Genomic DNA, 26,008 nt, shown 5'->3' on the forward strand with positions numbered 1-26,008 from the left:
CGGCAAAGGGGGGAACGTCGATGCAGGTGGGTGAAATCTTCGAAAAGGCCTCGGGCAGGCTGCCCATGGTTCCCAAGGTGGTGCAGGAGCTGGTGGCCAGCTTCCACCGTTCCGACGTCAATATCAACGACGTCACCGACAAGGTGATGCACGATCAGGTATTGAGCGCGCGGGTGCTGCGGCTGGCCAACAGCGCGCGCTTCGGCAGCAGCCGCCGCGTCGGCTCGCTGGACGACGCGGTGGTGCTGCTGGGCTTCGACAACCTGCGGGTGCTGGTGATCGCCTCCGGCGTCACCGGCGCCACGCTCGGCATCAGCGGCTTCGACATGCAGGCGTTCTGGCAACGCAGCTTCGCGATGGCCAACACCGCCAAGCTGTTGGCCAGGCTGGCGGGGCTGGAGCCGCAGCTGGGCTATACCTGCGGCCTGCTGGCCAATATCGGCGAACTGGTGCTGTACGTCGCGGTGCCTGAGCAGGCGCAGCAGATAGACCGCATCGTCGCCGGCGGCGCCGACCGCATCGCCACCGAGCGCATGCTGCTGGGCCTGGATCTGACCGAGCTGGGCGCCGAGCTGGCGCGGCGCTGGAACTTCCCGGACGAGATCCAGGGGGCGATCTACCGCCAGCACGACCTGTTGAACGAGGAGGCCTCGCCGTACGCGCAGCTGATCGGCCTGACCACTTTCATCGTATCGGGCTTTCGCCACGACATGAGCGGCGAGGACATGCTGTCCAGCCTGCCGGAGGGCGTGCTGGAGCGGCTGGGGCTGGACCGCGACCGCGTCGCCGGCTCGATCGAGCCGCTGCAGCAGTCCAGCACCCTGGTCGACGACCTGTTCTAGCCCCGGCCCGCCTCAGGCGGGCTGGCCGCTGCGCAATTCGCGGCGCAGTATCTTGCCGACGTTGGACTTGGGCAGCTCGTCGCGGAACTCGACGTGGCGCGGCACCTTGTAGGCGGTCATATTGTCGCGGCAGTGGCGCAGCAGCTCGTCGGCCGTCAGCGACGCGTCCTTGCGCACCACCACGATCTTCACCGCCTCGCCGGTGCGCTCGTCCGGCACGCCGATGCAGGCCACCTCGCGCACGCCGGGATGCTGGGCCACCACGTCCTCCACTTCGTTCGGATACACGTTGAAGCCGGATACCAGCACCATGTCCTTCTTGCGATCCACCAGCTTGAGCAGGCCGTCGGCGGTGCGGACGCCGATGTCGCCGGTGGCGAAGAAGCCGTCGGCGTGGAACACCTTGGCCGTCTCCTCCGGCCGCTGCCAGTAACCGGCCATCACCTGCGGCCCGCGCACGCAGACTTCGCCCGGCTCGCCGTCGGCGGCGGGCCGGCCGGCGTCGTCGCGCAGCTCCACCTCGGTGCCGGGCACCGGCATGCCGACGGTGCCGGTATAGCGTTCCACCGCCAACGCGTTGACCGCTACCAGCGGCGAGGCTTCGGTCAGGCCGTAGCCTTCCAGCAGCACCAGGCCGGTCGCGCGCTGCCAGGCTTCGGCCACAGCCTGCTGCACCGCCGCGCCGCCGCCTATCGCCACCCGCCAGCGGCTGAAGTCCAGCTTGGCGAAGCCGGCATGGTGCGACAGCGCGTTGAACAGCGTGTTGACGCCGGTGAAGGCGTTGACCGGGTGGCGGGCCAGTTCGGCCACCAGGCCGTCCAGATCGCGCGGATTGGTGATCAGCAGGCTGTTGCCGCCTAGCCGGGCGATCAGCAGGCAGTTGATGGTCAGCGCGAACACGTGGTACAGCGGCAGCGGCGTGGCCACCACGGTCTGGCCCTCCAGCAGCGCGCCGCCCAGCACCAGCCGCGCCTGCTCGACGTTGGCCAGCAGGTTGCGGTGGCTGAGCATCGCGCCCTTGGCCAGGCCGGTGGTGCCGCCGGTGTATTGCAGGATGGCCAGCGCGTCTGGCGCCAGCCTGGCGTCGCGCCAGCGTCCGGCCTCGCCGCCTGCCAGAGCCCGGCGGAAGGGGACGGCGCCCGGCAGATGGTAGGGCGGCACCAGTTTTTTCACGTAACGCACCGCTGCGTTGACCAGCCAGCGCTTGGGCGCCGGCAGCATGTCGCCGACGGCGGTGACGACCACATGCTGCAGCGAGGTGTCGGCGCGGGCTTCTTGCACCACCTGGGCGAAGTTTTCCAGCACCACGATGGCGCGGGCCTGGGAGTCGGCCAGCTGGTGGTGCAGCTCGCGCGCGGTGTACAGCGGATTGACGTTGACCGCCACCAGGCCGGCGCGCAGCACCGCGTACAAGGCCACCGGGTACTGCAGCAGATTGGGCATCATCAGCGCCACCCGCTCGCCGGCGCGCAACCCCAGGCCGCGGGTCAGGTAATCGGCCAGCCGGGCGCTTTGCCGGTCCAGCTCGCGGTAGCTGAGGTCGCGGCCCATATTGTGGAAGGCGGTGTGGTTGGGATAGCGGGCGACGGTCTGCGCCAGCATCTCCCCCAGCGAGGCGGCCGGCAAGGCGTCTATCCGGTCGGGAGTGGCCGGGTGGCGGGCGAAATCCTGCATGTTTCCTCCTGTGCGCGCGGCGGAAGACGCGCCGCGGATGAATCTTGTTATCGTGGGATGCGGGTGAAACGGCATGCGGCAAGACGGAATTGCATCCGCGACGTTAATCCAATGGCATTTCAATTTCAATCGAAGGTCGTTCTGGCGACGGCGCATCCCGCGAACAAGCGGGCAGCGAGCGGTCGGGAAAATCGTGGCGGATTTGCCGGCTGGCGGTGTGCGCGGATGAAAGGCGCTTGTCCTTGGCCGGCGCCGTCTATATGATCTGGAATATTCATTCCAAAATTATCGGAGCCGGCATTTCGGATGCGCCCCAAGGAATTCGACGAAGACGCCGTCGCTGAAGCGGCGATGCGGGTATTCTGGCAGCGCGGTTATGCCGCCACCTCGATCCAGGACCTGGTGGACGGGACCGGCCTGTCGCGCAGCAGCCTGTACAACGCTTTCGACAGCAAGCATGGCCTGTATCTGCGCGCGTTGCGCCATTACGGCCGAATCGGCGCCGCCAACGCCGCGTGCCTGGCGGCGGCCGGACCGCTGCGGGACAGGGTGCGCGCGCTGCTGATGCGGGTGGTCGACGACGAGTTGCGCGAACAGCCGGGGCCAGGCTGTCTGGCCGCCAACGCCGCGCTGGAGGCGGCTGGCCGCGACCAGGCGGTGGACGCCGCGTTGGCCGAGCATTTCCGCCAGCTGGAAGCCGCTTTGCTGCGCGCGTTGCGACAGGCGCGCGAGCGCGGCGAGCTGGCCGCAGGCCGCGATCCCCAAGCGCTGGCGAGCTTTCTGATGTGCACGATCCAGGGCTTGCGGGTGTTGGGCAAGGGCGTCGGCCGCGAAGGCAGGCAGGCCAGATTGACCGATGCGGCGGAGATGGCTCTGAGCTGTCTGTAAACCTGGCATGGCCCGAACCTGATTATCTTCGTCCTTTTTGTACTGATTGTTCCAATATGGGCCGCAAGGCTTTCCGCAACAGGAGAAACAATATGACCCAAGCCCCCTCCCTCACTGTCGCCGTGCTCGGCACCGGCATCATCGGCGCCGCCGTCGCGCGCAACCTCGCCCGCAAGGGCTTCGCCGTGCGGGCGTGGAACCGCACGCTGGAAAAGGCGCAGCCGCTGGCCGCCGACGGCGCGGCGGTTTTGGTCGACGCGGCCGACGCCGCGCGCGGCGCCGACCTGATCGTGACCGTCTCCAAGGACGGTCCGGCGGTGCTGGCCGCGATGCGGGCCGCCGCCGCGGGGCTGAAGGATGGCGCGGCGTGGCTGCAGCTGAGCACGGTGGGCGCGCCGGCGACGGCGGAGCTGGCGGCCTGGGCGGCGGAGCATGGCCTGGTTTTCTACGACTCGCCGCTGCTGGGCACGCGCCAGCCGGCCGAGGCCGGCCAGCTGGTGATGCTGGCGGCCGGGCCGCAGTCGCGCCGCGAGCAGGCGCAGGCGGTGTTCGACGCCATCGGCCGCCGCACCCTTTGGGTGTCGGAGCGGCCGGGCGACGCCAGCCGGCTGAAGCTGGCCTTGAACAGCTGGGCGCTGGCCCTGACCCATGGCGCGGCGGAAAGCCTGGCGCTGGCGCGTGGGTTGGGCCTGGATCCGGCGCTGGTGTTGGACGCGGTGGCCGGCGGCCCGCTGGACAGCCCCTATCTGCAGGCCAAGGGCAAGGCGATGCTGGCCGGCGATTACGCGGCCAGCTTCACCGTGGACAACGCGGCCAAGGACGCCGAGCTGATCCTGGCGGCGGCGGCCGAGGCCGGGGTGGCGATGGAGTGCGCGGCGGCGGGCCTGCGGCGCTTCCAGCGCGCGATGGACGCGGGCCACGGCGACAAGGACATGGCGGCGTCCTTTCTGGTTTGAGCGCGAAAAAGCCGCCGGGCCTTACGGCGCGGCGGCTTTGAATCAGGCGGGCGAAAGGCTCAGCTTTCTTCGTCCTCGCCGGCTTCTTCGACATGGTCGAGGCGGCCGGTGTAGCGCAGCTCCACGTCTTGGGTCAGCAGATCCACCTTCACCACCGACAGCTGCACGCGATCGCCGCGCGCCAGTTCCGGCAGGCCGGGGATGCGCAGCCTCAGCGGCAGGCCGTCGATGCGCACCAGATCTTCCTTGATCACGGACGCGGTCGGTTCGGTGATGTTTTCCTGCAGCAGGTACTTCAGGCACCAGTAGTGCTCCATCTTGTCCTGGAACGACAGGTAGGCGCCGTAAGTGGCGTCGAAGTCGCGCAGGATGGCGAACAGCATCGCGTCGCCCTGGGCGAACTGAGGCTTCTCGCCGCGGATCATGGACGCCAGCTGGCGCTGGTTGATGAAGTCGCTGGCGCGGCGCAGCGGCGAGGTGCTCCACGCGTACTGGGCGACGCCCAGGCCCATGTGCGGCTCGGGGCGGGTGGTCATCCGCACCTTGCCCATGCTCTGCGCGCGGTACATTGCAGGGATGTCGGCCTCGGCCAGCATCCGGCCCCATTCGCTGTTGGCCAGGATCATCAGCTCGGACACCAGTTTGTCCATCGGCGCGCCGCGCTTGCGGATGGTGATGGACACCTGGCCGTCGATCACGTCGATGTTGTAGTCGTGCTGCGCCGGGCGGCTGGGATCGTATTTGCCGCGGCGTTTTTCCAGCGCCTCGGCGAATTGCCACAGCCACACCAGTTCGCGCTTGAACGGGTAGTCGACGCCGGGGTCGTTGGCCAGCGTTTCTTCGTTGAACACCTGCTCCAGCTCGCCGTGGCGCAGGTTGGCGGCCACCGGCACCCGCTCGATGCGGTTTTCGAAGGCCACCAGCTCGAACTCCGGGGTCACCTCGGCGTACAGCGAGAACGCCGGGCAGTCGCGGCCTTCCTGCAGCGTGAACGCCTGCACCACGTCGTCCGGCAGCATGGTGATCTTGTCGCCGGGGAAGTAGGCGGTGGACAGCCGGGACAGCACCATCTTCTCGATGTCGGAATCCAGCGGCACGCCCAGCGTCGGCGCGGCGATGTGGATGCCGACGCGCTTGTTGCCGTTGGGCAGGTCTTCCACCGACAGCGCGTCGTCGATCTCGGTGGTGTTGGCGTCGTCGATGGAGAAGGCGCGCACCGCGGCCACCGGCAGCTCCGGCTGCTCGGCCGGCGGCGCGTACTTGCCGAAGCCGGCGCCCTTGGGGAAATACTCCATCAGGAAACCGGCCATCAAGTAGTCGGGCACCGACGGAATGCCGCCCACCTTGTGCGCCAGGCGCAGCGGCGGCAGGTTCTGTTCGCGGCTGGCCTGGTCGAAGGCCTTGAATTCCAGCGTGTTCTTGTCGGGCTTCCACAGCAGCTGCATCAGCTGGGCGCGGATGGCTTCCGGCAGCGCGCCGGCTTTCAGCTCGCCTACCCAGCCGTCTATCTGCTCCTGCTCGCGCTTCTTGCGCTCAACGCCTGCCAGCGCGGCTTGCAGCGCGTCCTGCGGCGCTTTCTTGTAGCGGCCCTTGCCCTTCTTGTAGAAGTACATCGGCGCGCCGTGCAGCCGGCTGATCAGCGCGGCGGCCTCGATCGCGGAGGGCTCGCGGCCGAAATAGTCGGCGGCCAGATCCTGATAGCCGAACTCGTCGTCGGGGCTGCATTCCCACAGGAAATCCAGGTCGATGTCAGTGGCCACGTTGTCGGCCGACGGCAGAAAATCCGCCAACGAGGAACTAAACTCCAGAAAGACGTTGGCGCTCTTGATCTTGGCGCGTTTGCCGTGCTGAGTGTCCACCTGCAGGCTGGCGTCGCTGCGCGACACGATGCTGCCGACTTTGAAACTGCCGCTCTCTTCGTAAAAAACGTTCATCAAAACTTGCCAGGCCGTTGAATTTAAGGGCGGATTATAGCAGTTCGCTCCGGCGGCATAGCCACAAACTTTGCCGTCAGGCCGGCCGGATCCAACAGAAAACGGAACCATTGCCCGATGAAACAGGCCGCATCCATCCATCCGGGCCAGCGCATCCATCTGGCGCGGGAAATCGACCGCATCGGCTACATGCTGGTGTCGCGCTGGGAGCGGCCGCTGGCCGCGCATCTGCTGTCGCTGGTGACGCGGATGGAAAACCTGGTGCGCGCCATCAGCCTGCTCGAGCTGGCCAAGGAGGCGCGCGCGTTGGCCGAGCTGCTGGAGCAGTGGCTGCAGCAGCCCGAGGCGACGCCGTCGGAGCGGGTGCGCTACGGCCAGCTGCGCCATCACCTGGGCGTGGTTTGCCAGCTGGGGCTGATGGAGCGCCAGCAGAACCTGGGCAGTCTGGACGGTTTGCTGCAGCCGGGCGCGGAAGATGCCACGCTGTACATGTGGCTGCCGGCCGGCCTGGACGATGGCAGGCTGCAGCGGCAGCTGGCCTGCTTCGGCTTCGAGGTGACGGTGATGTCGCAGGCGGCCAAGCTGGCCAAGGCGTTGCAGCGGCAGGCGCCGGCCGCGGTGGTGGCGTTCGCCGACTTCACCGACAACGATCCCATCCGGCAGCTGGCGTCGGCGATCAGCAGCAGCTGCCCGCTGGTGATCACCTCGCCGCGGCGGGACTTTCCGGCCCGGCTGGAGGCGGTGCGGATGGGGGCCTGCGGTTTTCTCGACTGGCCGCTGCAGGTCAACCAGCTGGTGGACCTGCTCAGCTTCGGCGACATCGGCGAGCGGCGCGATCCGTTGCGGGTGCTGATCGTCGAGGACATGGCTTCGCTGGCGGGGCTGTATTCGCGGGTGCTGGCCGCGCATGGAGTGGAGGCGGTCAGCGAGACCAATCCGGAGCGGGTGCCGGACAGGATCCAGCAATTCAATCCGGACCTGATCCTGATGGACATGTACATGCCGCAGAGCAACGGCATCGAGCTGGCCAAGGTGATACGCCAGCAGCGGCTGCTGGACGGCATTCCCATCGTTTTCCTGTCGGTGGAAAAGCGCCAGACGGTTCAGCTGGACGCGCTGACGCTGGGCATCGATGGCTTCCTGACCAAGCCGGTGGCGCCGGAAGAACTGGTGGTGACGGTGGTGAACCGCGCGCGCCGTTACCGCAAGCTGCGTTCCTACATCGTCAACGACAGCCTGACCGGCCTGCTCAACCATTCCCATCTGCACGGCCAGCTGGACAGCGCCATCGAGCGCGCCCGCCGCGCTGGGCAGCCGTTGTCGCTGGCGATGCTGGATCTCGACTATTTCAAGCAGGTGAATGACAACTACGGCCATCAGGTCGGCGACGAGGTGCTGCTCAACCTGGCGCGTTTCCTGAAGGAGAGGCTGCGGCGCACCGACCTGGTGGGCCGCTACGGCGGCGAAGAGTTCGCCATCGTGCTGGCGGGCACGCCGGCGGACAAGGCGTGCAGGATGCTGGAAACGCTGCGGCAGGATTTCTGCCGGCTGGAGCAGCAGGTGGGCGAGCGGACCTTCCGCCAGACTTTCAGCGTCGGCGTCAGCTCGCTGGCCAGCGCCGAAGACGCCACCAGCCTGGTGCAGCAGGCCGACGAGATGCTGTACCGCGCCAAAGCCGCGGGCCGCAACCGGGTGGAATGCCACGGCGGCTAGAAAAACAAAACCCCCGCGAGGCGGGGGCGTGCAAGCGGCGGACTAAGCCGCCGGCCCGTCCTGGGAAGGACGGGAAAGTCCATCAATTACTTGATGTTGTACTTGATCGAGTAGATCACGGCGTTCTGGTACGCGGTGCTGCCCAGTTTCTGGTCGGCGTAGCGGTACTGGATGCCGGTGGTGACCGCCTTGGTCGGGGTCCACCACAGCGCGACGGCGCCGTTTTGGCCTACGCGCGGACGATCGCCGGCTTTGTACGCGCCGATGAACTTATCCTGGCGGTTGAACTCGGTTTCATGCCATTGGGTGATCATCAGGTTCTGGCCGAACGCCTGGAACGGATACAGCATCACGTAGCCGGTCATGAAGCCGTTGTAGCCGGAGCCCACACCGAACGAATCGAGTTCGTTATGCACGCCGAAGAACGGTTTGATGTTCAACGCGCCGAAGCTCAGGTCGGTGCCCAGGCCCAGTACGCGGTTTTGGGTGAAGAACTCGTTGCCGCGGGTATCGTAAATGTGAGCGTACAGTTGCACCGGCACGCCGCCGATTTCGGCCATGTTGTAGCGGCCGATTACCTTGGTGGTGTAGCGGCGGTCTTTTGTACCGGTACCATTGTTGCCCTTGCCCGGGTTTTCCAGGTCGAAGAAGCCATACAGTTCGCCCCACTTGGCGCCCAGGCCGCCTTCAGCTTCAAGGTAGCCGAAGTCGCGCTTGCCGCTTTGTTCGGTAGTGCGATCCGACCAGTCCAGCCAGTTGGCGCTGACGTTTGCGAAAGAGTATTCACCACCGGCATGAGCCAGTGCGGAGGCGGCCAACAAGGACAGGGCCAGCAGCGACTTGCGAGTATTCATTGTTTCACCAGACTATTTTCGTGTAGTAAGCATCCGACAGGCTGTCGGCGAGCGCGCGCAGATTAGACGTAGAACCGGACGTATGCAAACAATTTGTCACCTGTATGTCGCTTTTCTGCAAAGAAACGTTGAGCTGTTGTAACAAAATGACATAAGAATTACATTCTGTTGCCATAATGCCACATGGAAATATCTCTACGTGGAGATAAGTATCTGAGCGCGCGCCGATTTCTGGCTTGTTTCAGGTCAAACCATCTGGTCGGGCCAACCGAAAATCCTCAGGTCCACCTTGCCGTTGGCATTGAATTCCACCCCTTCCTCCTCCAATTGCAGCCGCTGCCAGTCGGCATGGTGGCTGCCCGGGCGCGACAGCCTGCCGCCTGCGCCCAGCACCCGGTACCAGGGCGCGGCGACGCCTTCGGGCAGGTTGCCCAGCAGCTTGCCGACATGGCGCGAGTGGCGCGGGTAGCCGGCCAGCTCGGCCAGCGTGCCGTAGGTGGTGACGCGGCCTGGCGGCACTTCGGCCAGCAGCGCCAGCACGCGGCGGGCGAATTCGGGCGGCATCAGCGGTAGCGCGGGTTGGCGACGTAGGGATTGCCGCGCTTCTCCGCGCCGATGGTGGTGAACGGGCCGTGGCCGGGGATGACCACGGTGTCGTCGGGCAGGATGAACAGCTTTTGCTGGATCGCGTCTATCAGCTGCTGGTGGTTGCCCATCGGGAAGTCGGTGCGGCCGATCGAACCCTGGAACAGCACGTCGCCGGCCACCAGCACCTTGGCCGCCGGGCTGTGGAACACCACGTGGCCGGGGGTGTGGCCGGGGCAGTGGATCACGTTCAAGGTTTCCTCGCCGATGGTGACGGCGTCGCCCTCTTCCAGCCAGCGCTGCGGGGTCAGCGGCTCGCTGCGCGGAAAGCCGAACATCTGGCCCTGGGTGGGCAACTGGTCCAGCCAGAAGCTTTCCGCGCGCTGCGGTCCTTCTATTTCCACTCCCAATCGTTCGGCAAGAACGGCGGCGCCGCCGGCGTGGTCGATGTGGCCGTGGGTCAGCAGCAGCTTCTCCACCGCCAGGCCCTGGCTATCGACCCAGGTCTGGATGCGGTCGATGTCGCCGCCGGCGTCGACGATGGCGGCCTTGCGGCTGGCGTCGCACCACAGCACGCTGCAGTTCTGGGCGAACGGGGTGACCGGGATCACGTGGTATTTCAAGGCCATGGCATTGCTCGCGGCGGAATCTCAATCCGCCATTTTGTCACGGCCGGCGGCGCTTGGGGAGCGCCGCTTACTGGTACAGCGCGCGTTCGATGAAGTGGCGCGGCACCTTGGGCTTGGGCACCCGCGCGTCGAACCAGCCGCGCACGTCGCCGTCCAGGCCGATGCCGTGCATGAAGTTGTACAGCGCCTTGTTCAGCGCCTTGCCCATCAACTCGTGGTCGGTGCCGGTGGGGTCGATGAAGCCGACGTCGTTCTTGGCGAAGTCGCCCGGCGGCAGCGGCACCAGCTTGACGCCGTATTCCTCCGGATTCTGCCCCACCGGCGAATGCACGGTGCAGGCGAAGCGGTGGAAGAAACCGGACTGGATGCAGCCGTTGTCGAACAGCTGGCGCACGTATTCCAGCGCGTCCACCGTGTCCTGCTCGGTCTGGGTGGGGAAGCCGTACATCAGGTAGGCGTGCACCAGCACGCCGGCCTCGGCGAAGCCGTGGGTGACGCGGGCCACCTGCTCAACCGACACGCCCTTCTTCATCAGTTTCAGCAAGCGGTCCGACGCCACTTCCAGGCCGCCGGAGATGGCGATGCAGCCGGATTCTGCCAGCAGCAGGGCCAGCTCCGGCGTGAATGATTTCTCGAAGCGGATATTGCCCCACCAGGAGATGGACACCTTGCGCCGCAGCAGCTCCTCGGCCAGCGCCTTCAGCATCTTGGGCGGCGCGGCTTCGTCGACGAAGTGGAAGCCGGTCTGGCCGGTTTCGGCGATGATGGCCTCGATGCGGTCCACTAGCAGTTCGGCCGACGCGGTCTCGTAGCGCGAGATGTAGTCCAGCGTCACGTCGCAGAAGCTGCACTTTTTCCAGTAGCAGCCGTGGGCGATGGTCAGCTTGTTCCAGCGGCCGTCGCTCCACAGCCGGTGCATCGGGTTCAGCATGTCCAGCAGCGACAGGTAGCGGTCGATGGGCAGGCCGTCCCAGGTGGGGGTGCCGACCTCGGAGAACGGCACATCGGTTTCCTGCATATTGACGTAGCGCACCGCGCCGTCCTGGCGCAGGAAGGTGCGCACCAGGCGGCTGACGCCGCGTTTGCCCTCGATGTGCTCCATCAGCGCCAGCAGCGGCCGCTCGCCGTCGTCCAGCGTCACATAGTCGAAGTAATCGAACACCCGCGGCTCGGCCAGCTCGCGCAGCTCGGTGTTGGCGTAGCCGCCGCCGAGGCAGATCTTGATGTCCGGCCAATGGCGCTTGATCGTCTGGGCGATGCGGAAGGCCGCGTACACCGCGCCGGGGAAAGGCACCGAGATCAGCACCAGTTGCGGCTGGTGCGTCTCCATCGCCTCGCGGGTCAGCGCGTCCAGCGTGTCGTCCACCCAGTTCGGCGCCGCCGCCAGCGCGCGCGCCAGCGGCTCGAAGCTGGGTTGCGACAAGGCCAGCGATTCGGCGTAGCGGACGAATTCGAAGCGCGGGTCCACCGCCTCGCGCAGCACGTCGGCGATATCGTTCAGATACAGCGTGGCCAGGTGGCGGGCGCGGTCCTGGGTGCCCAGCGCGCCGAAGGCCCAGGCCAGCGGGTCGCCGCCGTCCGGATCGTCCGGGTCGACATAGACGTCCAGCGAGGCGAAGCGCGGCCCTTCCGGCAGGTAGTTGCGGCCGGCGATGCGGTAGGACAGCGTGGCGTCGCGGCCTTGCAGGAAGCCTATCGTCGCGTCCACCGTCGCGGCGTAGCGGTCATAGGAAATGTCGAACTGCATCATGCAGTCGCTGCGCTGGCGCATCGGGATGCGGTGCACGTGCTCGCGCAGCGTGGCCAGGCCTTGGCGGGAGAACAGCCGCAGCACCAGCGCCAGCGCCAGGTCCTCCTGGAACGCCGCCACGCCGCGCGAGCGCAGGAAGCCGGTCAGATAGGCGGTGGACGGGTAGGGCGTGTTCAGCTGCGTCATCGGCGGGATGAGCGACAGCACGCGCAGGGAACTGGCAGACATGCGAAAAATCCGGCGGGTGGTTCAAAAAGCATAGCCGGGTCAAGAGCCTGTTCATGATCTTTTTCCGGCGGCGGCCGCTCTTTGCCGGTGCAGGGCGCGAAAAACGAACCGCAGCAGTGTCATTCACTGCCAGGAGAGTTTGACAAAACCATGCACCGGCAAAAAGCAGCCCCGAAGGGCAGACCAAGCCGGAGGCCATCTGAAGCGTTGTCAGGCTAGCCCTTGGAATGACCAAGGGCTGCGCCTTCCGCCTTTCATCTGGCCTCCGGCTTGGTCTGCGCCGTTCGCAAAAAGATCATGAACAGGCTCTTAAAGCCCGGCTGCGTGCGATTGTCCCACAGCGGACGGTGCGAGACTAGGCGGTCTTGGCGCTGAACTGCTCGAAGGCGGCCAAAGCGTGGGCGGAATACATCAGCGACGGGCCGCCGCCCATGTAGACGGCCATCGCCAGCGTCTCTTCCACCTCCAGTTTGGTCGCGCCCAGCTTGACCAGGGCCGACGCATGAAAACCCAGGCAGCCGTCGCAGCGCGCGGCCACGCCCAGCGCCAGCGCGATCAGTTCCTTGGTCTTTTTGTCCAGCGCGCCGTCGCGGGTGGCGGCGCGGGCCATGTCGTTGAAGCCCTGCATCACTTCCGGCACGTCGGCGCGCAGCGTGGCCAGGTGCTTGGAAATGGCGTGGGTCAGTTCCGGGTAGTTGACTTCATTGCTCATGCTCAGGACTCCCTGTTGTGAAGATGGGCGGCGAACCGCATATTGATATATTGATTTATATAATATCAATTGATATATTGAAGTCAAGCCGTTACGCACGAGAGTCCGCCATGAATCAAGCTTCTCCCAATCTCGCCGACATGCGCGCCGCCGCCGGGCAGGCCTGCGGCCTGCTGCGCGCGCTGGCCAATGAAGACCGCCTGCTGCTGCTGTGCCAGCTCAGCCAGGGGGAGCGGTCGGTGAGCGAGCTGGAGGAGACGGTGGGCATTCGCCAGCCGACCTTGTCACAGCAGCTGGGCGTGCTGCGCAAGGAGGGCCTGGTGGCCACCCGCCGCGACGGCAAGCGCATCTATTACTCGGTGGCCGACACCAACGCGCTGGCGGTGCTGGCCACGCTGTACCAACGCTTTTGTCCCAAGGAGGCGTGACGATGATCGATTGGAGCCATTTCACGCCGTGGAGCGCGCTGGTCGGCGGCGCGCTGATCGGCTTGTCCGCCTCTTGCTTGATTTTGCTGAATGGCCGCGTGGCCGGCATCAGCGGCATTGTCGGCAATCTGCTTTCGCCCGGCGAGGACAAGGGCTGGCGGCTGGCCTTCGTCGCCGGCCTGGCGTTGTCGCCTTGGCTGTACCGCTTGTTCGCCGCGCCGCCGGACATCCAGCTGGACGAGAGAGGGTGGTTGCTGATCGCCGCCGGACTGCTGGTCGGCTACGGCAGCCGGCTGGGCTCGGGCTGCACCAGCGGCCACGGCGTGTGCGGGCTGGCGCGGCTGTCGCCGCGTTCGCTGGCGGCGACGCTGGTCTTCATGGCCGCCGGTTTCGCCGTGGTGTGGCTGATGCGGCACTGGATCGGATAGGAGGACAAGATGAAGCTTGTCAGCGCTTTTCTGGCGGGATTGGTCTTCGGCGTCGGTTTGATTGTCGCCGGCATGGCCAATCCGGCCAAGGTGTTGGGATTTCTGGATGTGGCGGGCCGTTGGGACCCATCGCTGGCGCTGGTGATGGCGGGCGCCATCGCGGCGGCGCTGCCGGCGTTTGTCCTGGCGAAGCGGCGCGGCCGCGCGCTGCTGGGCGATGAAATGCGGCTGCCGGCCACGCGTGGCGTGGACCGCCGCCTGATAGCGGGCAGCCTGGTCTTCGGCGCAGGTTGGGGATTGGCCGGCGTTTGCCCGGGGCCGGCGCTGGTGTTGGCTGGTAGCGGCTTGCCGTCCGGCCTGTTGTTCCTGGCGGCGATGCTGGCTGGAATGTGGGTCCATCGCGCCAGCGCGAGGTGAATGCTGCCGCAAAGGCATGGGCAGCGACGGGCGCGGCGATCTATATTCCTCTTCATGTCATTTGAATGGAGGCGGGCATGAAGTTCTGGATAGGCATCGCGCTGATGGGAATGGGAGTGCTGGCGGGCGCGCCGGCGCGGGCCGAACCAGCGCAACTGGCTCGGCAAATGTGCGCCAGCTGCCATGGCGCGGACGGCAACGGTCCGGGGCCGGCGCCGCGGCTGGCCGGGCAGCAGGCCGGCTATATCGAGCAGCAATGGCAGGCGTTCCGCCAGCGGCAGCGCGCCGACGGCGGCGCGCACAATGCGGCATTGGCCGCGATGAAGGGCGATGGCGGCATCAAGGCGCTTGCCGCCTATTTCGCCGCGCAGCCGGCGGCGGCGACCCGGTCCGCAGGCGGCGACCCGACGCTGCTGGCTGCCGGGCGCAAGCTGTATGCGGAGGGCAATCTGGCGGTGGGCACGCCGCCCTGTTTCAGCTGCCACGGGGAGAAGGGCGAAGGCGGTTCCGCCGCGCCCCGGCTTGCCGGCCAGCACGCGGCCTACCTGGCCCGGCGCATGCAGGTGTCGGACGCGCCGCAGCCGGATTCGGCGATGGAGATGCAGGAAATCCTGAAGACGATGAGCGCCGACGATATCAAGGCCTTGCTGGCCTATCTCGCCACGCTGTAGCCGGGCAAAAAGAAAAGGCCACGCAAGGTGGCCCCAAGTTTCGGAGAAAAAAATCCGTCCGGCACGGCAGTCCGGATGGACACGGGCCGCGCGCGCGGCCCGTCTTTTTCAGCCGATGATTCTAACGCCGACGATGGCGCGCGGCAATCGTTTCAGTCGCCCAGCGCGGCCAGCAGTTCAGCTTGCTGCTCGGCGATCAGCGCGTCGGTCAGTTCCTGCAGATCGCCGTCCATCACGTAATCCAGCTTGTACAGCGTCAGGTTGATGCGATGGTCGGTGATGCGGCCTTGCGGGTAGTTGTAGGTGCGGATGCGTTCGGAGCGGTCGCCGGAGCCGATCAGGCTCTTGCGTTCGGCCGCCTCCTTCTGGTTTTTCTCACGCAGCTGGATGTCGTAGATGCGCGCCGCCAGCACCTGCATCGCGCTGGCCTTGTTGGCGTGCTGCGAGCGGCCGTCCTGACACTCCGCCACAATCCCCGTCGGCAAGTGGGTGATGCGCACCGCGGAATCGGTCTTGTTGATGTGCTGGCCGCCGGCACCGCTGGCCCTGAAGGTGTCGATGCGCAGGTCGGCCGGATTCAGCACCACCTCGGCGATCTCGTCGGCCTCGGCCATCACCGCCACCGTGCAGGCGCTGGTGTGGATGCGGCCCTGGGTTTCGGTGGCCGGCACGCGCTGCACGCGGTGGCCGCCGGATTCGAACTTCAGCCGCGAGTACGCGCCCTGGCCGACCAGGCGGACGATGGCTTCCTTGTAGCCGCCCAGATCGGATTCGCTGGCGGACACGATCTCCACCTGCCAGCGGTTGCGTTCGGCGTAGCGGGTGTACATGCGCAGCAGATCGGCCGCGAACAGCGCCGCCTCGTCGCCGCCGGTGCCGGCGCGGATTTCCAGGAAGATGTTCTTGTCGTCGTTGGGATCCTTGGGCAGCAGCAGTTTCTGCAGCTCGACGTCCAGCGCTTCCAGCCTGTCCTTGCCCTCGGCGATTTCCGCCTGGGCGAATTCCTTCATTTCCGGATCGGCCAGCATGTCCTCGGCGGCGGCGATGTCGCCCTCGCACTGCCGGTAGGCGGCGAAGGTTTCCACCACCGGCGTCAGCTCGGCGTGTTCGCGGGTGAGTTTGCGGAAGGCCTCCATGTCCTGGGTGGCCGTTTCGCTGGCAAGCAGGTGGGTGACTTCTTCCAGACGGTCGGCCAGCTGGGCGAGCCTGGCCGCGATAGACGCTTTCATTACGACTCCGGATGTAAACGGTAAAGCCGCGCGATGGTTTGCACCTGCGCGTCATGCTCCGCGCCGCTGCCCGAGGACAGGGCCTGGGTCGGCGGGTGCATCAATTTGTTGGTCAGCTGGACGGACAGGGCCTCCAGCACTTTTTCCGGCGCGTCGCCGCGCGCCAGTTGCTTCAGCGCGCCTTCCAGCGCGTGGCGCCGGGCGCGGTCGGCCTCGTCGCGCAAGGCGCGGATCAGCGGCACGGTTTCTCGTTTCTTCAGCCAGTCGGTGAACTCCGCCACCCGCGTCTGGATGATGGTTTCGGCCTCTTCGGCGGCGCTCTGCCGCGCTTCCTTGCCCACCTCGACGATGCCGGCGATATCGTCGACGCTGTACAGGAACACGTCGTCCAGCTTGCCTACTTCCAGTTCGACGTCGCGCGGCACGGCGAGGTCCAGCATGAACATCGGCCGATGGCGGCGCGCCTTGATCGCCCGTTCCACCATGCCCTTGCCGATGATGGGCAACTGGCTGGCGGTGGAGGTCACCACCACGTCGTAGCGCGCCAGCGTCTCCGGCAGCTCGGCCAGCGTGACGGCGTTGCCGCCGAACTGCTCGGCCAGCCGTTGCCCGCGCTCCAGCGTGCGATTGGCCACGGTGATACAGGATGGATTGCGCGCGGCGAAGTGGGTGGCCACCAGCTCGATCATCTCGCCGGCGCCGACGAACAGCACGTTCAGCTCCGCGATGGACGGAAAGATCTGCTCCGCCAGCTTCACCGCCGCCGCCGACATCGACACCGAGCTGGAACCGACCGCGGTGTTGGACCGCACTTCCTTGGCCACCGCGAAGGTGCGCTGGAACAGGCCGTTCAGCAGCGTGCCCAGGGTGCCGGCGTGTTCGGCGCTGCGCACCGCGTCCTTCAACTGGCCCAGGATCTGCGTCTCGCCCAGCACCATCGAGTCCAGCCCCGACGCGACGCGGAAGGCGTGGCGCGCGGCCTGGGACGCCTCCAGCCGGTACAGATAGGGCTCCAGCTCGGTCCGGTTCAGGCCGTGGAACTGGCACAGCCAGTCCAGCGCGGCGTGAGGGTCCGGGCTGCTGCAGTAGATCTCGGTGCGGTTGCAGGTGGAGACGATGGCCGCCTCCCGCGCCGCTTGCGAAGCCAGCAGACTTTCCAGCGCGCGCGGCAGGGTTTCGGCCGGGAAAGCCAGCTTTTCCCGTATCGACAGCGGTGCGGTGTGATGGTTGAGTCCGAAGGCAAGCAGATGCATGGGCGGAAACGCCGCGGGACGAAAACAGGACATTTTAGCCTAAGTCGCCGATGCCGTCCCGCGAGGCGTGACGCGAGCATGGGTTTGGATGATCCGATGAGGCCGCCTGATCGGAATGATTGGGCGGAGAATGGGGATCATGACAACTTGTTGTTTTGTTGACACAGTCCCGGCGACGGAATCGAGGTGGCGTTAATAGAAAAACACAATTCTCATCAATGAATTAACAAATGATGGTGTGGCCGCATGAATTTCCCGAATGGTGATCGAACAGGCAAACAATTTGCCGTTGACATGTTTTGATGCCATTTTCATCCCTGCCGCAGTGTTGCAGCGATGTGACAACGACGGCATAGATTTGCGCCCACGCAGCGCAAACACCGTGATGAACAAAGGGAAACGAGATGAGAGTCAAGACTCTTGCCCAGGCGATCGCCGCGATCGGCCTGCTGGGCAGCGGCTACGCGCACGCCGCGGACGACAGCCAACTGGAACGGGTGACGATTACCGGCTCCAACATCAAGCGCAGCATCAAACAGGAAAAAGCGCTGCCGGTCACCATCCTCAAGACTGAAGAACTGGCCAAGCAAGGCCTGACCACAGTCGAGCAAGTGGTCAACAGCATCGCAGCCAACCAGTCCACTCAGGGCTCTTCCTACTCGGTGGGCGCATCCACTGGCGGCGGCTCTTTCGCCAGCCTGCGCGGCCTGGGCAATCAATACACGCTGGTATTGCTGGATGGACGCCGGATGGCCAACCAGGCTATCGACGGCACTTCGGCCGACCTGAATGCGATTCCGTTGTCGGTGATCGACCGGGTGGAGGTATTGCTTGACGGCGCGTCCGCGATCTACGGCACCGACGCCATTGGCGGCGTGATGAACTTCATCACCAAGAAAAGCGTCAAGGGGCTGAATATCGGCGGCAGTTTCGCCAATCCCCAGCATGGCGGCGGCGATGAAAAGCGCATCAATGCTTCGTATGGCCTGGGCGATCTGGCGCAGGACGGTTTCAATGTCTACGGCGCGATCGACTACCTGAAGCACGATGCCATCATGGCCAGCCAGCGCGACTTCTCCAACAAGATCACCGCGGATACCGGCAACAGCCCGAATGCTTGGCCGGGCAATTACGTGGACGGCGTGACCAAGACCTGGAAGGGCACCAGCGCGACCTGTCGACCGCCTTATTCCCAGCCTATCGGCGGAATTTGCAAGGAATACTACTCGCTGTACCCGGCATTGGCGCCTGAGGTCGAGCAGATTTCCGGCATCCTGCGCGGCACCAAGCGTTTGGGCGACAACCACGAGCTGTCGCTGCAATACACTCGCACCGAAACGATCACCACCTCGCAAAACGCGCCGCTGCCGACCGGCGGCGAGATCACCCGCGCCAACGCGACCGACCCGACCAAGCGCGACCTTCTTTACGTTCGCACCGTTCCGCTGGGCAATCGCGAGACCGAGGCCAACTCCGTCACCCAGCGATTGATGCTGAACCTGGAAGGCCTGGTGGCTGGCTGGGATTACCGGGCGGGCATTGGCCGTTCGGAAAACCTGGTGAAAGAGACGCTGACTTCGGGCTATGTCAGTAAATCCAGAATGCAGGCCGCGGTGGACAGCGGCGCGCTGAACCCGTTCGACGGCAGCAACCTCGCCGCCTGGCGCGCAGTGGGAATCTCCGGCCAGACCAAGGAGGCCAAGTCCACGATCGACATGGCGGATGCCAAGATCAGCCGCGAGTTGTTCCAATTGCCAGCCGGCATGGTCGGGGTGGCATTGGGCGCCGAAGTACGCCGCGAAAGCTTGAGCACGGTCTACAACAAGGCCATCACCCGCGACGCGCTGAGCACGGGTCAGAGCAAGACCGAGGATTCGATGGGCAGTCGTTCCGCCTACGCCATTTTCGGCGAAGCGGAGATTCCGGTGGTGAAAAACCTGGATCTGCAGCTCGCCACCCGCTACGACCATTACAGCGACACCCAGAGCTCGTTGAACCCCAAGGTGGCGTTCAAGTTCCAGCCTGATCCGAAAGTGCTGTTCCGCGGCTCCGCCAGCAAGGGTTTCCGCGCGCCGTCGCTGTACGACATCTATCGTCCCAACCAGCTGCAGCTGACCGGCACCAAGTTCGTCGATAACGCCGCGTGCCCGGGAGGCGTGCCGCTGCCCGGCACCGACGGCACCGGTTGCAGCAAGATGCAGCGCGACAAGCGCGTCGGCGGCAACAAGAACCTGAGCCCGGAGAAGTCTTCCTCCCTGTCGTTCGGCATGGTGATCGAGCCGACCAAGGATTTCACCGCCAGCGCGGATCTGTGGTGGACGATGATCAAGGACCAGATCAACATCCTCGATGAAACCCTGATTCTGGATAATCCGTCGAAGTATGCCGACCGTTATGTGCGCGACGCCAACGGCAACTACGATTACATCATCGACGACATTTCCAACCTGGGGAACATCAGCGCTTCCGGCGTCGACCTGCGCATGAGCTGGACGCTGCCGAAATCGTCGTTCGGCACTTTCATGCTGACGCTGGATGGCACGTATCTGGCCAAATATGCGTATCAGAATGAGAAGGGCGGCGACTACACCAACAGCGTTGGTCGTTATGTCGATGCCGGACCTAATTTCCGCTGGCAGCACAACCTGACGCTGAACTGGATGTATGGACAGTGGAGCACCATCCTGTCGCAGAACTACAAGTCCGGCTACACCGACCAGAACGCTACCGATAATTCAGAAGGCAGCAATCACATGGTCAAGCCTTACTCCACCTGGAATCTGTCCGCTTCCTACGCTTGGAACAAGCAATTCACGGTGACAGCCGGCGTCAAGAACCTGTTCGACCAGGAACCGCCGTACAGCAATCAGCAAAGAATGACCCAGCAGAACTACGATCCGCGTTTCACCGACCCGACGGGCCGCAGCTTCTTCCTGAAGGGCGCGTACAAGATGTAAGCCTGCTGCACTTTCGCTGCAAAGACGAAACGGACAACCTGAGGGTTGTCCGTTTTTTATGACCGGCGGCGCTTATTCCCGCCGCATGTCCACATGCAGAATCCCGCCATCGTCGTATGGCTCCGACACCGGCTGGAAGCCGAATGACGCATACAGCGCGCTGGCGTCCACCTGGGCCGACAGCATGACGGGCGTGTCCGGGAAGTGGGCCTGGCACTGTGCCACCGCCTGTTCCATCAGCGTTTTGCCCAGGCCCCGGCCGCGCGCCTCGGGCGCCACCACCACCCGGCCGATGGCCGCCGCGTCCGGGTATTTCTCGCCCGGCACGATCAGGCGGGCGTAGGCGAGCAGCCGGCCGGCGCCGTCGCGGCCGGACAGGTGCAGGCAGCGGGTGTCCACGCCGTCCACGTCGCCGTAGATGGACTGCTGCTCCACCACGAACACCTGGTCGCGCAGTTGCAGCGCCTGGTACAGCGCGAGCGGCGTGAAGCCGTCGAAACCGTGGCAGTGCCACGCTATCTTGTTTGCCATAGTAGAATCCCCTCATTCCGGTAACGGTCGCCCCGATGTTATGCCATCCGGCGCGGCCATGTGCCCTTATCCAGATCAAGACACCAACATCAAGAATATGAACGACCACGATCTCTTCGCCCAGCCGGACGCTGCCGGCGATAACCTGCCGCCGCCGCCCGCCGCGCCGGATGCCGTCGGCGGCGACTGGATTCCGCTCGACCTCTACGCCGAGCGCGCCTATCTGGAATACGCGATGAGCGTGGTCAAGGGCCGCGCGCTGCCGGAGGTGGCCGACGGCCAGAAGCCGGTGCAGCGCCGCATCCTGTACGCGATGCGCGACATGGGACTGGTCCATGGCGCCAAGCCGGTGAAGTCGGCCCGCGTGGTGGGCGAAATCCTGGGTAAATACCACCCGCACGGCGACAGCTCGGCTTACGAGGCGCTGGTGCGGATGGCGCAGGACTTCACGCTGCGCTACCCGCTGATCGACGGCCAGGGCAACTTCGGCTCCCGCGACGGCGACGGCGCGGCGGCGATGCGTTACACCGAGGCGCGGCTGACGCCGATCGCCGAGCTGCTGCTGTCCGAGATCGACATGGGCACGGTGGACTTCGTCCCCAATTACGACGGGGCCTTCGAAGAGCCGTCGCTGCTGCCGGCCCGGCTGCCGATGGTGCTGCTCAACGGCGCCTCCGGCATCGCCGTCGGCATGGCGACGGAAATCCCGCCGCACAATCTGACCGAGGTCGCCGCCGCCTGCGTGGCGCTGCTGGACGATCCGACCCTCGACACCGCCGCGCTGATGCGCTACGTGCCGGGCCCGGATTTCCCCGGCGGCGGCCAGATCATCACGCCGGCCGCCGACATCCTGTCTGCCTACGAAACCGGCAGGGGCAGCGTGCGGGTGCGCGCCAAGTGGGAGGTGGACAAGCTGGCGCGCGGCCAGTGGCGCGCCATCGTCACCGAACTGCCGCCCGGCTCGTCGGCGCAGAAGGTGCTGGCGGAGATTGAGGAAGCGACCAACCCCAAGCTGAAGGCCGGCAAGAAGCAGCTGTCGCAGGACCAGCAGAACCTGAAGAAGCTGATGCTGGACCTGCTGGACCGCGTCCGCGACGAGTCCGACAGCCAAAGCCCGGTGCGGCTGGTGTTCGAGCCCAAGTCCAGCCGCCAGGACCCGGACGAATTCATGAACATCCTGCTGGCGCAAACCAGCCTGGAAGGCAACGCCTCGATGAACCTGGTGATGATAGGCCTGGACGGCCGCCCGGGTCAGAAGGGCTTGAAACCCATCCTCACCGAGTGGATAGACTTCCGCCGCACTACCGTCACCCGCCGCCTGGCGCACCGCCTGGCCCAGGTTGACAAGCGCATCCACATCCTGGAAGGCCGGATGATCGCCTTCATCCACATCGATGAAGTGATTCGGGTGATCCGCGAATCGGACGAGCCCAAGCCGGACCTGATCAAGGCCTTCGGCCTTACCGAGATCCAGGCCGAGGACATCCTGGAAATCCGCCTGCGCCAATTGGCGCGGCTGGAAGGCTTCAAGCTGGAAAAGGAGTTGTCGGATCTGCGCGAGGAGCGCGAGGGCCTGCGCCACATCCTGGACACCCCGGACGCGCTGACCCGCCTGATCCGCGACGAGATCCAGGCCGACGCCGCCAAATACGGCGACAAGCGCCGCAGCGAGATCAAGGCCGCCGAGCGCGCGGTGCTGACCCAGACCACCGCCGACGAGCCGGTGACGCTGATCCTGTCGCAGAAGGGCTGGATCCGCGCCCGCGTCGGCCACAACGTGGAGCTAGAAACGCTGAGCTTCAAGGACGGCGACGCGCTGGCGGCGGTGGTGGAGACGCGCACGGTGTGGAACGCCATCGTGCTCGACCACAACGGCCGCGCCTACACCATCGATCCGGCCACGGTGCCGACCGGCCGCGGCGACGGCGTGCCGGTGGCGTCTTTGGTGGACCTGCAGGACGGCGCCAAGCCGGCGCAGCTGATATCCGGCCGCGACGAGGATAGGTTCGTGGTGGCCGGCAGCGGCGGCTACGGCTTCATCGCCAAGATCGGCGACATGGCCGGCCGGGTGAAGGCCGGCAAGGCCTTCATCACGCTGGACGACAAGGAAACGGTGCTGGCGCCGGTGAGGCTGCCCGCCGCGCCGCTGGAGCAGCTGCAACTGGTGGCCGCCAGCGACAGCGGCCGCCTGCTGGCCTTCCCCGCGGCCGAGCTGAAGGAGCTGGCCAAGGGCCGCGGCCTGATGCTGATGGCGCTGGACGACGGCGCGGCGCTGACCGCGGTCGGCCTGGTGGCCGGCGACAAGGCGCTGCTGTCCACCACCTCTGTCCGCGGCAAGGCGGCGGATGAGAAGCTGGCGCTGGAGGAGTTCGTCGGCAAGCGCGCCAAGAAAGGCAAGCTGATGCCCAAGAAGTGGCTGGTGGGCGCGATTCGGGAGCTGCCGATGTGATGTTCAGGACAGCCCAGCCGCAAACGCTCAGTCCCCGCGCCGCGCTGTTGTTCGTCAATGGCTTTCGCGCGCTGCTGCTGCTGGTGCTGTTCACCTTGTCGCTGCTGCCAGGCGGCGACGGCCTGCCGCTGATCGAGGGCGGCAGGCAGTTCTACACCTGGTCCAGCCTCTACCTGTTGCTGATCGGCGTCTGGTATTCGCTGCGCGAGGGCAAGCTGGGCCACACGCTGCAGCTGACGTTGGCCATCGCCGCCGACATCGGGATGATGGTGTGGCTGATGGCGATGAATGATGGCATACACGGAGGCTTCGGCCTGCTGCTGCTGCCCTATCTCGCCGCCGCCGGCCTGCTGTCCTCCGGCCGCTACGCGCTGTTCTACGCCGCGATCGCCACGCTGGCGCTGTTCAGTTATTCCGGCGTAGAACACTGGCTGGGCCAGGCCAAGCCTTCCGACCTGCCCTATAGCGCGCTGCTGGCTTCGGCGGGTTTTGTCACCGCCATCGCCACCTGGCAGCTCGGCCGTATGGCGCGGGCGTCGGAAGCGCTGGCGGCGCAGCGCGGCGGCGAAATCGCCAATCTCAACCACCTGAACGAATTGATCCTGCAAAGCCAGCGCGACGCGGTGGTGGTGCTGGACGAGGATGGCCACCTGCGCCAGTTCAACCTGCAGGCCGAGCGCTATTTCAACCGCTTGCAGCGCGGCCAGCTGTTGCCCGAGCTGTTGCCGCTGGTAAGCCGCTGGCGCGACGACGGCTCGCCGGCGCTGCCTACCTTCGTCGAGCACAGCGCGCGCGGCCGCCAGCTGGTGGGGCGGTTGGTGCCGGTGACGGTGCCCGAGGGCCAGATGCGCGGCGTGGTGCTGTTCATGCGCGACATGGCCGACATGGCGGAGGAAGCCAAGCGGGTGAAGCTGGCGGCGCTGGGCCGCCTCACCGCCAACATCGCGCATGAGATCCGCAACCCGCTGTCCGCCATCAGCCATGCCGGCGACCTGCTGGCCGAGGATGAGACCGACGCGGCGCGGCAGCGCCTGCTGCGCATCGTCCAGGACAACGCGCGCCGCATCAACGGCATGGTGGAGGATGTGCTGACGCTGGGCCGGCGCGATCGCGTCCGCCGCGAACCGATAGAACTCGCCCCCTTCGTCGCCCAGCAGCTCGATCATTTCTCGATGTCGCAGCCGGACGCCGCCGGCGCCGTGCGCTGCGAGCTGGCCGACGATTGCCGGCTGAGCTTCGACCGCGGCCATCTGGCCCAGATACTGGGCAATCTGCTGGCCAACGCCTGGCGCCACGGCAGCCGCCGGCCAGGCTCGGTGCGGCTGCAGGCCGGCATCGCCGAAAACCACCTGATACTGCGCGTGATCGACGACGGCCCCGGCGTGGCCGAAGCCGACCAGGCGCGGCTGTTCGAACCCTTTTTCACCACGGAAAGCGCCGGCAGCGGCCTGGGGTTGTACATCGCCCGCGAGCTGGCCGAGGCCAACGGCGCGCGGCTGGACTACAGCCCGCCCGGCGGCGTTTTCCGGCTGATCTGTCACCTGGCCTATGACTAAGACACTGCGCGTATTGATCGTCGACGACGAACCGGACATCCGGGAGCTGCTGGAGCTGACTTTGCTGAAAATGGGCCTCGCGCCGGCGTGCGCCGGCAGCGTCGCCGAGGCGCGCGCCGCGCTGGACGCCGGCGGCTTCGATCTGGCGCTGACCGATATGCGCCTGCCGGACGGGGAGGGATTGGACGTGGTCAATCACATCGGCGAGGCCGGGCTGGACGTGCCCATCGCCGTGATCACCGCCTACGGCAGCGCCGACAACGCGGTGCGGGCGATGAAGGCCGGCGCGTTCGACTATTTGCAGAAGCCGGTCAGCCTGGCGCAGCTGCGCAGCCTGGTGAAGACCGCGCTGAAAGTGGAAACGCCGGTCGTCAAGGCGGCCGCGCAGCAAAGGCTGCTGGGCGAGTCGCCGGCGATCCAGGAGGCGCTGCGGCTGGCGGACAAGCTGTCGCGCAGCCAGGCGGCGGTGTATATCGGCGGCGAGTCCGGCACCGGCAAGGAACAGGCGGCGCGCCTGATCCACGAACTGGGGCCGCGCGCTGACAAGCCCTTCGTCGCCGTCAACTGCGGCGCGATTCCGGAAGCCCTGATGGAGAGCGAATTCTTCGGCTGCCGCAAGGGCGCGTTCACCGGCGCCGACGCCGACCGCGACGGCTTCTTCCAACAGGCTCAGGGCGGCACGCTGTTCCTGGACGAAGTGGCGGAGCTGCCGCTGGCGATGCAGGTGAAGCTGCTGCGCGCGATTCAGGAAAAGACGGTGCGCAAGCTGGGCGCCAGCCAGGAAGAGGCCTTGGATGTGCGCATCATCTGCGCCACCCACCGCGATCTGGCGGCGCGGGTGGACTCGGGGCAGTTCCGCCAGGACCTGTATTACCGCCTTAACGTGCTGCCGCTGAAGATGCCGCCATTGCGCGAGCTGCGCGACGACATCCCCCTGTTCGCCGAGAGGCTGTTGCAGCGCTTCGGCGGCGCGGCAGCGCCGCAGCTGTCCGCCGACGCGCGCCGCGCGCTGCTGGACTACGCCTATCCCGGCAACTTCCGCGAACTGGAAAACATTCTGGAGCGGGCGGTGGCCCTGGCCGCCGGCCCCGCGCTGTCCCGCGACGACTTGCAGTTGACGCCGTGCGCCGAGAACAGCCCGGAGCCCGGCAGCGGCGAGCCGCTGCAGGACTATCTGGACCGGGTCGAGCGCGAAGCCATCGTCAAGGCGCTGGAAGGCACCCGCTACAACCGTACCCAGGCTGCGAAAAAACTGGGCGTCACCTTCCGCTCATTGCGCTACCGGATGGAGCGGCTGGGGGTGAAATAGGCTGGTGCCGGTTGC

The 26,008-nt window shown here is 66.1% G+C and carries 22 protein-coding genes; 12 read left to right on the forward strand and 10 right to left on the reverse strand.

From position 1 onward, the window contains the following. Window positions 1–20 precede the first annotated feature (20 nt). Entirely contained in the window at window positions 21–842 is an 822-nt protein-coding gene (locus ACX17K_RS15245) for an HDOD domain-containing protein (protein WP_493775470.1), read from the forward strand. 12 nt (window positions 843–854) lie between these two features. Here the strand turns inward: ACX17K_RS15245 and ACX17K_RS15250 are convergent, their stop codons facing one another. Beyond that, window positions 855–2,516 carry an AMP-binding protein gene (locus tag ACX17K_RS15250; protein ID WP_493775471.1) on the reverse strand — a complete coding sequence of 554 codons (1,662 nt, stop codon included), beginning with the start codon at window positions 2,514–2,516 and terminating at the stop codon, window positions 855–857. Window positions 2,517–2,822: 306 nt separating this feature from the next. On the opposite strand from ACX17K_RS15250, the gene ACX17K_RS15255 reads away from it, so the two are divergent. Together ACX17K_RS15255 and ACX17K_RS15260 are read left to right on the forward strand one after the other, a co-directional pair. Then, a complete protein-coding gene (locus tag ACX17K_RS15255; protein ID WP_493775472.1) occupies window positions 2,823–3,404 on the forward strand; it encodes a TetR/AcrR family transcriptional regulator in 582 nt (193 codons plus the stop codon). Window positions 3,405–3,460: 56 nt separating this feature from the next. Continuing rightward, window positions 3,461–4,360 carry an NAD(P)-dependent oxidoreductase gene (locus tag ACX17K_RS15260; RefSeq protein WP_493775473.1) on the forward strand — a complete coding sequence of 300 codons (900 nt, stop codon included), beginning with the start codon at window positions 3,461–3,463 and terminating at the stop codon, window positions 4,358–4,360. A gap of 59 nt (window positions 4,361–4,419) precedes the next feature. On the opposite strand, the gene ACX17K_RS15265 is transcribed toward ACX17K_RS15260, so the two are convergent. Further along, window positions 4,420–6,294, reverse strand: a complete 1,875-nt coding sequence (locus ACX17K_RS15265) for a ribonuclease catalytic domain-containing protein (RefSeq protein ID WP_493775474.1) — start codon at window positions 6,292–6,294, stop codon at window positions 4,420–4,422. Window positions 6,295–6,411: 117 nt separating this feature from the next. Between ACX17K_RS15265 and ACX17K_RS15270 the strand changes: the two genes are divergently transcribed. Further along, entirely contained in the window at window positions 6,412–8,007 is a 1,596-nt protein-coding gene (locus ACX17K_RS15270; RefSeq protein WP_493775475.1) for a GGDEF domain-containing protein, read from the forward strand. A gap of 86 nt (window positions 8,008–8,093) precedes the next feature. Here the strand turns inward: ACX17K_RS15270 and ACX17K_RS15275 are convergent, their stop codons facing one another. The 5 genes from ACX17K_RS15275 to ACX17K_RS15295 form a co-directional block, all read right to left on the reverse strand. Continuing rightward, complete coding sequence (locus ACX17K_RS15275; protein ID WP_493775476.1) at window positions 8,094–8,861, reverse strand: outer membrane protein OmpK; 768 nt, start codon at window positions 8,859–8,861, stop codon at window positions 8,094–8,096. A gap of 246 nt (window positions 8,862–9,107) precedes the next feature. Then, window positions 9,108–9,425: an MGMT family protein gene (locus ACX17K_RS15280; RefSeq protein WP_493775477.1), complete on the reverse strand. Its 318-nt coding sequence runs from the start codon at window positions 9,423–9,425 to the stop codon at window positions 9,108–9,110. After that, the gene (locus tag ACX17K_RS15285) at window positions 9,425–10,075 is read right to left on the reverse strand and encodes an MBL fold metallo-hydrolase (RefSeq protein WP_493775478.1); all 651 of its coding nucleotides are present in this window, start codon (window positions 10,073–10,075) and stop codon (window positions 9,425–9,427) included. Before ACX17K_RS15285 ends, ACX17K_RS15280 begins: the two co-directional genes overlap by 1 nt. Before the next feature lie 67 nt (window positions 10,076–10,142). Continuing rightward, entirely contained in the window at window positions 10,143–12,053 is a 1,911-nt protein-coding gene (locus ACX17K_RS15290; protein WP_493775479.1) for a B12-binding domain-containing radical SAM protein, read from the reverse strand. A gap of 355 nt (window positions 12,054–12,408) precedes the next feature. Then, window positions 12,409–12,765, reverse strand: a complete 357-nt coding sequence (locus ACX17K_RS15295) for a carboxymuconolactone decarboxylase family protein (RefSeq protein WP_493775480.1) — start codon at window positions 12,763–12,765, stop codon at window positions 12,409–12,411. A 110-nt stretch (window positions 12,766–12,875) separates the two neighbouring features. On the opposite strand from ACX17K_RS15295, the gene ACX17K_RS15300 reads away from it, so the two are divergent. The 4 genes from ACX17K_RS15300 (at window position 12,876) to ACX17K_RS15315 (ending at window position 14,709) form a co-directional block, all read left to right on the forward strand. After that, entirely contained in the window at window positions 12,876–13,193 is a 318-nt protein-coding gene (locus ACX17K_RS15300) for an ArsR/SmtB family transcription factor (RefSeq protein WP_493775481.1), read from the forward strand. 2 nt (window positions 13,194–13,195) lie between these two features. After that, window positions 13,196–13,621 (forward strand): YeeE/YedE family protein, encoded by a 426-nt coding sequence (locus tag ACX17K_RS15305; RefSeq protein WP_493775482.1) that lies wholly within the window; start codon window positions 13,196–13,198, stop codon window positions 13,619–13,621. Window positions 13,622–13,630: 9 nt separating this feature from the next. After that, on the forward strand, window positions 13,631–14,038 hold the full coding sequence (locus tag ACX17K_RS15310) for a DUF6691 family protein (RefSeq protein ID WP_493775483.1): 408 nt from the start codon (window positions 13,631–13,633) through the stop codon (window positions 14,036–14,038). A 77-nt stretch (window positions 14,039–14,115) separates the two neighbouring features. Further along, a complete protein-coding gene (locus tag ACX17K_RS15315; RefSeq protein WP_493775484.1) occupies window positions 14,116–14,709 on the forward strand; it encodes a c-type cytochrome in 594 nt (197 codons plus the stop codon). A 152-nt stretch (window positions 14,710–14,861) separates the two neighbouring features. Here the strand turns inward: ACX17K_RS15315 and prfA are convergent, their stop codons facing one another. Together prfA and hemA are read right to left on the reverse strand one after the other, a co-directional pair. After that, the gene (gene prfA, locus ACX17K_RS15320; protein WP_493775485.1) at window positions 14,862–15,938 is read right to left on the reverse strand and encodes a peptide chain release factor 1; all 1,077 of its coding nucleotides are present in this window, start codon (window positions 15,936–15,938) and stop codon (window positions 14,862–14,864) included. After that, window positions 15,938–17,191: a glutamyl-tRNA reductase gene (gene hemA / locus ACX17K_RS15325; RefSeq protein ID WP_343480860.1), complete on the reverse strand. Its 1,254-nt coding sequence runs from the start codon at window positions 17,189–17,191 to the stop codon at window positions 15,938–15,940. The genes prfA and hemA overlap by 1 nt, the downstream gene beginning before the upstream one ends. A 404-nt stretch (window positions 17,192–17,595) precedes the next feature. Here hemA and ACX17K_RS15330 point away from each other — a divergent pair, with 404 nt between their 5' ends. After that, window positions 17,596–20,148 carry a TonB-dependent receptor gene (locus tag ACX17K_RS15330; RefSeq protein ID WP_493775486.1) on the forward strand — a complete coding sequence of 851 codons (2,553 nt, stop codon included), beginning with the start codon at window positions 17,596–17,598 and terminating at the stop codon, window positions 20,146–20,148. Window positions 20,149–20,220: 72 nt separating this feature from the next. On the opposite strand, the gene ACX17K_RS15335 is transcribed toward ACX17K_RS15330, so the two are convergent. Then, window positions 20,221–20,679 (reverse strand): GNAT family N-acetyltransferase, encoded by a 459-nt coding sequence (locus ACX17K_RS15335; RefSeq protein WP_493775487.1) that lies wholly within the window; start codon window positions 20,677–20,679, stop codon window positions 20,221–20,223. A 97-nt stretch (window positions 20,680–20,776) separates the two neighbouring features. Between ACX17K_RS15335 and parC the strand changes: the two genes are divergently transcribed. From parC to ACX17K_RS15350, 3 genes are read left to right on the forward strand one after another with little or no spacing between them, the layout of a single operon-like run. Beyond that, entirely contained in the window at window positions 20,777–23,128 is a 2,352-nt protein-coding gene (gene parC / locus ACX17K_RS15340) for a DNA topoisomerase IV subunit A (protein WP_493775533.1), read from the forward strand. Next, window positions 23,128–24,684, forward strand: coding sequence for a sensor histidine kinase (locus ACX17K_RS15345; RefSeq protein WP_493775488.1), 1,557 nt, complete (start codon window positions 23,128–23,130; stop codon window positions 24,682–24,684). The genes parC and ACX17K_RS15345 overlap by 1 nt, the downstream gene beginning before the upstream one ends. Next, on the forward strand, window positions 24,677–25,993 hold the full coding sequence (locus ACX17K_RS15350; RefSeq protein ID WP_493775489.1) for a sigma-54-dependent transcriptional regulator: 1,317 nt from the start codon (window positions 24,677–24,679) through the stop codon (window positions 25,991–25,993). Before ACX17K_RS15345 ends, ACX17K_RS15350 begins: the two co-directional genes overlap by 8 nt. Window positions 25,994–26,008: the final 15 nt, after the last annotated feature.

This window comes from Chromobacterium sp. INPA-IVC (assembly GCF_059047085.1).

Coding starts and splice junctions, on each gene's coding strand:
- ACX17K_RS15305 (WP_493775482.1), top strand. CDS start 13,196: ATGATCGATTGGAGCCATTTCACGCCGTGGAGCGCGCTGGTCGGCGGC.
- ACX17K_RS15245 (WP_493775470.1), top strand. CDS start 21: ATGCAGGTGGGTGAAATCTTCGAAAAGGCCTCGGGCAGGCTGCCCATG.
- ACX17K_RS15345 (WP_493775488.1), top strand. CDS start 23,128: ATGTTCAGGACAGCCCAGCCGCAAACGCTCAGTCCCCGCGCCGCGCTG.
- ACX17K_RS15300 (WP_493775481.1), top strand. CDS start 12,876: ATGAATCAAGCTTCTCCCAATCTCGCCGACATGCGCGCCGCCGCCGGG.
- ACX17K_RS15330 (WP_493775486.1), top strand. CDS start 17,596: ATGAGAGTCAAGACTCTTGCCCAGGCGATCGCCGCGATCGGCCTGCTG.
- ACX17K_RS15250 (WP_493775471.1), bottom strand. CDS start 2,516: ATGCAGGATTTCGCCCGCCACCCGGCCACTCCCGACCGGATAGACGCC.
- ACX17K_RS15315 (WP_493775484.1), top strand. CDS start 14,116: ATGAAGTTCTGGATAGGCATCGCGCTGATGGGAATGGGAGTGCTGGCG.
- ACX17K_RS15285 (WP_493775478.1), bottom strand. CDS start 10,075: ATGGCCTTGAAATACCACGTGATCCCGGTCACCCCGTTCGCCCAGAAC.
- prfA (WP_493775485.1), bottom strand. CDS start 15,938: ATGAAAGCGTCTATCGCGGCCAGGCTCGCCCAGCTGGCCGACCGTCTG.
- ACX17K_RS15280 (WP_493775477.1), bottom strand. CDS start 9,425: ATGCCGCCCGAATTCGCCCGCCGCGTGCTGGCGCTGCTGGCCGAAGTG.
- ACX17K_RS15270 (WP_493775475.1), top strand. CDS start 6,412: ATGAAACAGGCCGCATCCATCCATCCGGGCCAGCGCATCCATCTGGCG.
- ACX17K_RS15255 (WP_493775472.1), top strand. CDS start 2,823: ATGCGCCCCAAGGAATTCGACGAAGACGCCGTCGCTGAAGCGGCGATG.
- ACX17K_RS15265 (WP_493775474.1), bottom strand. CDS start 6,294: ATGAACGTTTTTTACGAAGAGAGCGGCAGTTTCAAAGTCGGCAGCATC.
- parC (WP_493775533.1), top strand. CDS start 20,777: ATGAACGACCACGATCTCTTCGCCCAGCCGGACGCTGCCGGCGATAAC.
- ACX17K_RS15260 (WP_493775473.1), top strand. CDS start 3,461: ATGGGCCGCAAGGCTTTCCGCAACAGGAGAAACAATATGACCCAAGCC.
- ACX17K_RS15310 (WP_493775483.1), top strand. CDS start 13,631: ATGAAGCTTGTCAGCGCTTTTCTGGCGGGATTGGTCTTCGGCGTCGGT.
- hemA (WP_343480860.1), bottom strand. CDS start 17,191: ATGCATCTGCTTGCCTTCGGACTCAACCATCACACCGCACCGCTGTCG.
- ACX17K_RS15335 (WP_493775487.1), bottom strand. CDS start 20,679: ATGGCAAACAAGATAGCGTGGCACTGCCACGGTTTCGACGGCTTCACG.
- ACX17K_RS15350 (WP_493775489.1), top strand. CDS start 24,677: ATGACTAAGACACTGCGCGTATTGATCGTCGACGACGAACCGGACATC.
- ACX17K_RS15295 (WP_493775480.1), bottom strand. CDS start 12,765: ATGAGCAATGAAGTCAACTACCCGGAACTGACCCACGCCATTTCCAAG.
- ACX17K_RS15290 (WP_493775479.1), bottom strand. CDS start 12,053: ATGTCTGCCAGTTCCCTGCGCGTGCTGTCGCTCATCCCGCCGATGACG.
- ACX17K_RS15275 (WP_493775476.1), bottom strand. CDS start 8,861: ATGAATACTCGCAAGTCGCTGCTGGCCCTGTCCTTGTTGGCCGCCTCC.